The 6000-nt window shown below is 64.7% G+C and carries 7 protein-coding genes; all 7 read left to right on the top strand.

Going from position 1 to position 6000, the window contains the following annotated elements; genetic code table 11:
* A partial coding sequence (locus F3J44_RS29590; protein ID WP_205299862.1) for a hypothetical protein occupies positions 1-218 on the top strand: 218 nt, incomplete at its 5' end.
* A gap of 408 nt (positions 219-626) precedes the next feature.
* On the top strand, positions 627-932 hold the full coding sequence (locus tag F3J44_RS13550) for an STAS domain-containing protein (protein WP_167070819.1): 306 nt from the start codon (positions 627-629) through the stop codon (positions 930-932).
* An 8-nt stretch (positions 933-940) separates the two neighbouring features.
* Positions 941-2629, top strand: a complete 1689-nt coding sequence (locus tag F3J44_RS13545) for a fused response regulator/phosphatase (RefSeq protein WP_167070820.1) — start codon at positions 941-943, stop codon at positions 2627-2629.
* A gap of 69 nt (positions 2630-2698) precedes the next feature.
* A complete protein-coding gene (locus tag F3J44_RS13540; RefSeq protein WP_240158366.1) occupies positions 2699-3037 on the top strand; it encodes an Hpt domain-containing protein in 339 nt (112 codons plus the stop codon).
* 72 nt (positions 3038-3109) lie between these two features.
* Positions 3110-4393 carry a flagellar hook-length control protein FliK gene (locus tag F3J44_RS13535; protein ID WP_167273079.1) on the top strand — a complete coding sequence of 428 codons (1284 nt, stop codon included), beginning with the start codon at positions 3110-3112 and terminating at the stop codon, positions 4391-4393.
* Positions 4394-4510: 117 nt separating this feature from the next.
* Positions 4511-5008, top strand: coding sequence for a flagellar basal body-associated protein FliL (gene fliL, locus F3J44_RS13530; protein WP_167070823.1), 498 nt, complete (start codon positions 4511-4513; stop codon positions 5006-5008).
* Between the two features lie 9 nt (positions 5009-5017).
* Positions 5018-5986, top strand: coding sequence for a flagellar motor switch protein FliM (gene fliM, locus F3J44_RS13525; RefSeq protein WP_167070824.1), 969 nt, complete (start codon positions 5018-5020; stop codon positions 5984-5986).
* The last annotated feature ends 14 nt before the right edge of the window (positions 5987-6000 follow it).

Below are 6000 nucleotides of genomic sequence, written 5' to 3'. Positions count from 1 at the left end.
GGACGATGAACCTGGTAGGAGCGAGCGCAGCTCGCGAAGGGCTGCAAAGCAGCCCCAACATCATGTGCCGCGAAGCTGCAACGCTGGGGCCGCTGCGCGCCCCATCGCGAGCTGCGCTCGCTCCTACCGGGGCGGCGTCGGCCTGCAGATCGTTATCTGAGCAGCAGACCAAGGCTGCGCCGGTGCTTGCAGATCGCATTTTCAAGCACGGACGATGAACCTGGTAGGAGCGAGCGCAGCTCGCGAAGGGCTGCAAAGCAGCCCCAACATCATGTGCCGCGAAGCTGCAACGCTGGGGCCGCTGCGCGCCCCATCGCGAGCTGCGCTCGCTCCTACCGGGGCGGCGTCGGCCTGCAGATCGTTATCTGAGCAGCAGACCAAGGCTGCGCCGGTGCTTGCAGATCGCATTTTCAAGCACGGACGATGAACCTGGTAGGAGCGAGCGCAGCTCGCGATGGGCTGCAAAGCAGCCCTGGCATCATGTGCCACGAAGCTGTAACCCTGGGGCCGCTGCGCGCCCCATCGCGAGCTGCGCGAAAGGGCCGGCACGGGCGAGCTTGATACTCTGGCATCCGCCTGCTACACCTTGAAGGGGTGCATTCGCCATCATCGAAGGAATCGCTAGAATGGCAGTCGAAACAGATTTTTCGCAGGACGAGAAAAAGCTCACGATCAAGATCAAAGGTCGCTTCGATTTCGGCAAGCATCAGGAGTTTCGCGACGCCTACGAGCGCCAGGCCAAAAGGCCTGACTCGGTGGTGGTCGACCTGAAAGACACTACCTACCTGGACAGCTCGGCGCTCGGCATGCTGCTGTTGCTGCGTGACCATGCTGGCGGCGATCAGTCGGACGTGCGCGTGGTGCACGCCAGTTCCGACGTACGCAAGATCCTCGCCATTTCCAATTTCGACAAGCTCTTCGCCATTAGTTGAGCGCCCTCATGCCTGCCGAACAGGCGTTGTCCGTGCTGGTGGCCGAAGATGGCGCGGTCGACCGCCTGCTGCTGGCGCAAATCGTTCGGCGCCAGGGCCACCAGGTGTTCACGGCAGAAAACGGCGAGCAGGCCGTTGCCCTGTTCGCCCAGGAGCGCCCGCAACTGGTGCTGCTCGACGCATTGATGCCGGTGATGGATGGTTTCGAAGCGGCCCGGCGAATCAAGGCCCTGGCCGGCGAGGCGCTGGTGCCGATCATCTTCCTCACCTCGCTGAACGAAGAAGACGCCCTGGTGCGCTGCCTGGAAGCCGGTGGCGACGACTTCATGGCCAAGCCCTACAGTGCGGTGATTCTCGGCGCCAAGATCCGCGCCATGGACCGCCTGCGCCGGTTGCAGGCAACCGTGCTGGAGCAGCGCGACCAGATCTCCCGGCACCACCATCACCTGCTCAACGAGCAGCGCGTGGCCAAGGCGGTGTTCGACAAGGTGGCCCACTCCGGGTGCATTGGCGCGCCCAACATTCGCTACCTGCAGTCGCCCTATGCGCTGTTCAACGGCGACCTGCTGCTGGCCGCGTTCACCCCGGCCGGCGACATGCATGTGCTGCTTGGCGACTTCACCGGCCACGGCCTGCCCGCCGCAGTGGGCGCCATGCCGCTGGCCGAGGTGTTCTACGGCATGACGGCCAAAGGCTATGGCCTGGCGCAAATGCTGCGCGAGATGAACGCCAAGCTCAAGCGCATCCTGCCGGTGGACATGTTCTGCTGTGCATTGCTGGTCAATATCAGCGTGCAGCGCGGTTCGGTGGAAGTATGGAATGGCGGCATGCCCGATGGTTACCGGCTGTCGGCGGCGGGTGAGGTGCTGGGCAGCCTGACATCGCGCCACCTACCCTTGGGGGTGTTGCCGGCGGAGCGCTTCGAAGACAGCACCGAAGTGCTGCCCCTGGCTGCCGGTGAGCGCCTGTTGCTGTTGTCCGACGGGGTGGTGGACACCTCGGATGAGCAGGAACGCCTGTTCGGCGTCGAGCGTTTGCATGAGGTGCTGGCCGCCAACCGCGAGCCAGCCTGCCTGTTCGATGAGCTGATGCAGGCGCTGGAGCGCTTCGGCCGGCGCCGGGATGACATCAGCCTGTGCGATATTCGCATGTTCACCGCCCAGGAGCAGGTGCCGGCGCCCACGCTTTATTCCGACAGTGGGCGCTCAAGCCCGCTGGACTGGTCATTGGGTTTCGAGCTGCGCGGGGAAAGCCTCAAGCGCGCCAACCCGGTGCCGTACCTGGTGCAGTTGTTGCAAGAAATTCATGGCCTGCGGCCGCGTACCGGCGACTTGCACAGTGTGCTCAGCGAGCTGTATTCCAATGCCCTGGAGCACGGCGTGCTGGGCCTGGACTCGCGGCTCAAGCGCGATGTACAGGGGTTTGCCGACTATTACCGCGAGCGCGCCCGCCGCCTGGACGCGCTGGCCGAGGGATACGTGCGCATCGACCTGCGGGTGGAACCGCTGGCCGCTGGCGGGCGTCTGATGATTGAGGTGCGCGACAGTGGCGCAGGTTTCGATGTGGACTCGGTGCTGGCGCAGCCATCCCGGGAGCAGGGCCTGAGTGGCCGCGGCCTGAAGCTGGTGCGCCGGCTCGGTTGCAGCGCCGAATGGCAGGACAACGGCCGCTGTGCGCGGGTGTGGTTCGACTGGTAGGTAGCCTGGAGTGCCGCGTGGCGGCTAAGGCATAATCCGGCTTGATCAAGGAGCGAACAAGTGACTGACATGCACATTGACCACAAGGTCCTCAGCGATTTGCAGGAGGTCATGGAAGATGGCTACCTGCAGTTGCTGGAAACCTTCCTCGAAGATTCCGAGCGGCGCTTGAGCCAGTTGCACGAGGCCAAGAACGCCGACGAACTGGGCATGGCCGCGCACAGCTTCAAGGGCAGCAGCAGCAACATGGGCGCCATAGGCCTGGCACATCTGTGCCAGCTGCTCGAAGAACGCGCCAAGCAGCGGCCGTTGCACGGCATCGAAGAGTTGGTGAGCCGCATCGACCAGGAGTACCTGGAGGTGCAGCGCTTCTACCGCGCTGAGCGGGGGCGCGTTTCCACCAGCTGACCTGCAAGTTGGCGCGACTTTTGCCTCTCCATGGCCAGATGATATTTCAGTTCTTGGCGCGGAGACCGTTCAATGCCTGTCGCACCCAACCCTTTGTTGCAAGCCAACACCCTGAGCAAGGGCGCCAGTGCGGCTGCCTCGCGGGTGGACCGATCGCTGCAGGCGGCGGGCGGGCAGGGCAGCGACTTCAATCAGGTCATGGCCAGGCAAGGGCACGACAAAGTGCCGGCGCGCGATGACAAGGTCGCCCAGGCCAAGCCCAAGGACAAGCCCGATGTCGCCCAGGGCGGCAAGAAAGACCCTGTCGATAAACCGGCGGTTGCCGATGACGGCAACAAATTGCCTGCCGACGATCCGGCGCAAGCCGCTGCCAATGACGCCGCCGGCGCCGATGCTGGCGGCAGTTCGCTGGATGCCAACCTGGTCGCAGGCCAGGTCACCGATGCCCAGCCGGGTGCGCAGTTGCTACAGGCCCAGGCCGAGACGGTGGCACCGGTGCTGCAGGCCGCTGTGCAAGCACCGCCCGTGGCTCCAGCCGAAGAGCCCGAGCCGGAAGCGTTCGACCCGGACGCCGATCCGCTGGCCAACCTGCCTACCTTGCGCCTGGCGCTGGAGCAAAGTGCCCAGGCCAAGGGCACCACCTCGGCACATGCCGCCGATGCCTCGAAGCAGCCCGACGATGGCCAGGTGGCCGTCAATCCATTGGCGACCCTGATCGAGAAGACCGAAGCCGAAGCGGGCCAGTCGCAAACCGGCGACAAAGCCTTCGGTGCCTTGCTTGAGGACGGCCTGAAGGACACCAAGAGCGCGAGCAGCGACACCCGCGTCGATGACTTCGCCAACCGCCTGGCCAGCCTGACCCAGGCCGTCACGGCCAAGACCGTGCCCAGCCCCAGCCCGCTCAACCAGCCCTTGCAGATGAACCAGAGCGCCTGGGCCGAAGGCCTGGTCAACCGGGTCATGTACCTGTCCAGCCAGAACCTCAAGTCGGCGGATATTCAGTTGGAGCCGGCTGAGCTCGGGCGCCTGGACATCCGCGTCAACGTGGCGACGGACCAGTCTACCCAGGTGACCTTCATCAGTGGCCATGCTGGCGTGCGCGACGCTCTGGACAGCCAGGTGCACCGCCTGCGCGAGCTGTTCGCCCAGCAGGGGCTGGCGCAACCGGACGTCAACGTTGCCGACCAGTCGCGCCAGCAACAGCAGCAGGCGCAGCAGCAGGATGGCACCCAGTTGTCGGGTGTGGCGGCGCGCCGGGCGCAGGCTGGCGGCGACGTAGGTGAGGTGGCCGAGGCGTCCCGTGGCGTGGAGCAGCAGGTGGTCGTGGGCGACAGTGCCGTCGATTACTACGCCTGAATCGCATCGCGAGCTGCGCTCGCTCCCACGGGGGAGCGTTCGATCCAAAACTGGCATAACACTTGCTCAAGCCTCGTCATCCTTCCTTGAAACCCCGACGGATGACGGATTATTGGCATGGCGAAGAGCGACGCAGTGAAAGACCCCGCCGCGAAAGGCAAACTCAAGCTGATCCTGCTGCTGGTCGTAGGCCTGCTGCTGGCAATCGGCGTCTCGGTGGGCGCTACCTGGTTCATCATGCACAAGAGTGAACCGGCACCCGCACCGCAAGCGGCCGCGACCAACGTCAAGGCGCCCGCCATCTACGTGCCGCTGACGCCGGCTTTCGTGGTCAACTTCAACCAGAACGGCCGCCAGCGCTACATGCAACTGAGCATCACCCTGCAAGGCCGCAACCAGGCCGACCTGGATGCGCTGAGCGTGCACATGCCGGTGATCCGCAACAACCTGGTGATGATGTTCTCCGGGCAGGGCTTCGACACCCTGGCCGGCAGCCCGGTGGGCCAGGAAATGCTGCGCCAGAAAGCCACGGTTGTCGTGCAGGAAGTGGCGCAGAAGGAAGTCGGCAAGCCAGTCGTCGACCAATTGCTGTTCACCAATTTCGTATTGCAGTAGGAGCCCGCAATGGCCGTACAGGACCTGCTGTCCCAGGATGAGATCGATGCGCTGCTGCACGGCGTCGACGATGGCCTGGTACAGACCGAGAGTGCCGCGGAGCCTGGCAGCATCAAGAGCTACGACCTGACCAGCCAGGATCGCATCGTGCGCGGTCGCATGCCGACCCTGGAAATGATCAACGAGCGCTTCGCCCGCTACACCCGCATCAGCATGTTCAACCTGCTGCGCCGCTCGGCGGACGTGGCGGTGGGCGGCGTGCAGGTGATGAAGTTCGGCGAATACGTGCACTCGCTGTACGTGCCGACCAGCCTCAACCTGGTCAAGATCAAGCCGCTGCGTGGCACCTCGTTGTTCATCCTCGACGCCAAGCTGGTGTTCAAACTGGTGGACAACTTCTTCGGCGGCGATGGCCGCCATGCCAAGATCGAGGGCCGTGAGTTCACCCCCACCGAGCTGCGGGTGGTGCGCATGGTCCTGGACCAGTGCTTCGTCGACCTCAAGGAGGCCTGGCAGGCGATCATGCCGGTGAACTTCGAGTACATGAACTCCGAGGTCAACCCGGCCATGGCCAACATCGTCGGGCCCAGCGAAGCGGTGGTGGTGTCGACTTTCCACATCGAGCTCGATGGCGGCGGCGGCGACCTGCACGTGACCATGCCGTACTCGATGATCGAGCCGGTGCGCGAAATGCTCGATGCCGGCTTCCAGTCCGACCTCGACGACCAGGACGAGCGCTGGGTCAAGGCCCTGCGCGAAGACGTACTGGACGTGTCGGTGCCGCTGACCGCCACGGTTGCCCGCCGCCAGCTGAAGCTGCGCGACATCCTGCACATGCAGGCCGGCGATGTGATTCCGGTGGAACTGCCCGAGCACCTTGTGCTGCGCGCCAACGGCGTGCCTTCGTTCAAGGCGCGCCTGGGTTCGCACAAGGGCAACCTGGCCCTGCAGATCATCGACCCGATCGGGCGCCGCTGACGGCGCGCCGGTCG

The organism is Pantoea sp. Tr-811 (assembly GCF_011752535.1).
In the GTDB taxonomy this organism is placed as follows: domain Bacteria; phylum Pseudomonadota; class Gammaproteobacteria; order Pseudomonadales; family Pseudomonadaceae; genus Aquipseudomonas.
Note: the sequence above shows the minus strand (reverse complement) of the source record. Positions and strands in the feature narration are given on the sequence as shown.

Bases quoted from the DNA above. Each gene is read 5' to 3' on its own strand.
- F3J44_RS13550 (WP_167070819.1), top strand. From the start codon at position 627: ATGGCAGTCGAAACAGATTTTTCGCAGGACGAGAAAAAGCTCACGATC.
- F3J44_RS13545 (WP_167070820.1), top strand. From the start codon at position 941: ATGCCTGCCGAACAGGCGTTGTCCGTGCTGGTGGCCGAAGATGGCGCG.
- F3J44_RS13540 (WP_240158366.1), top strand. From the start codon at position 2,699: ATGCACATTGACCACAAGGTCCTCAGCGATTTGCAGGAGGTCATGGAA.
- F3J44_RS13535 (WP_167273079.1), top strand. From the start codon at position 3,110: ATGCCTGTCGCACCCAACCCTTTGTTGCAAGCCAACACCCTGAGCAAG.
- fliL (WP_167070823.1), top strand. From the start codon at position 4,511: ATGGCGAAGAGCGACGCAGTGAAAGACCCCGCCGCGAAAGGCAAACTC.
- fliM (WP_167070824.1), top strand. From the start codon at position 5,018: ATGGCCGTACAGGACCTGCTGTCCCAGGATGAGATCGATGCGCTGCTG.